The sequence below is a fragment of the Pseudoalteromonas sp. SG41-1 genome, assembly GCF_014164575.1.
Lineage (GTDB): Bacteria > Pseudomonadota > Gammaproteobacteria > Enterobacterales > Alteromonadaceae > Pseudoalteromonas > Pseudoalteromonas rhizosphaerae.
In genome coordinates this window covers 1-1,044 of sequence record NZ_JACJFL010000108.1, presented here as the reverse complement: position 1 = coordinate 1,044, position 1,044 = coordinate 1, and the positions used below count along the sequence as shown (strand labels likewise).

At 41.0% G+C, this 1,044-nt stretch carries 1 protein-coding gene; it reads left to right on the top strand.

The window, feature by feature from the left end:
- On the top strand, positions 1 to 1,044 hold a 1,044-nt coding region (locus H5203_RS22480; protein WP_182820376.1), incomplete at both ends, for an ISAs1 family transposase.

Sequence of the window (1,044 nt, the reverse complement as noted above, 5' to 3'; positions counted from 1 at the left end):
AAAGTTGTCCATAAACTTTTTGATATCATATTCTTAGCTGTCAGCGCTGTCATATCTGGGTGCCAAGGCTGGGAAGATATTGAAGATTTTGGCCATGATAGATTAGATTGGCTCAGGAAGTACGTTCCTCTTGAGCAAGGTATCCCTCGCCATGACACAATCGCTCGTGTGATGAGTCGCATTGATATGACGCAGTTTCAAGATTCTTTTTCTTCTTGGATGAAAGACTGTTCTAAATTAACTCAGGGCGATGTAGTTGCGATTGATGGTAAGCGATTGAAAGGTTCATTTAATCAGTCAGATAGGCGCGATGCACTTTATATGGTCAGTGCATTTGCGTGCGAAAATGGTGTTGTTTTGGCGCAATGCCCTGTTGATAAAAAGTCGAATGAAATAACAGCGTTACCAGAGCTTCTTGAATTACTGGAGATAAAAGGCTGCTTAGTCACGATTGACGCGATGGGGTGTCAAAAATCAATTGCAGAGACAATAGTGGATAAACAAGCCGATTACCTACTGGCAGTAAAAGCGAACCATAAAGGACTGCTGTCACAAGTAGAGAATGCTTTATTACCTGAGGTCACACGACAAGCGTCCGAAGGAGTTTTGTTTAATGAAGCCGATTATCATAAAAACAGAGAAGAATTCAGGTGTTGTGCTGTTAGTCATAACGTAAGTGATTTATCAGAAACGAGCAATTGGAAAGATGCCAAAACAGTGGGAGTTATTGTTTCTTATAGGAAAGAAAAAAACAAAGTAAGCAATGAGTTATGCTATAGATACTACATCAGTTCAGCATATCTATCGGCGGAAGAACTCGCAAGATCCGCACGGCAACATTGGCAAATAGAGAATGGATTACATTGGCGTTTAGATGTCGGATTTAAAGAAGATGATTGCCGAATTAGGCGTGAAGGTGCAGCACCTGTATTTGCGGGGCTGAGACACATCGCATTTAATCAGCTAAAAGCAGAAACAAGCTTTAATAAAGGCATGCCCGCAAAACAGAAAAAAGCTATGCGCAGTACAGATTACCTTGAAAAG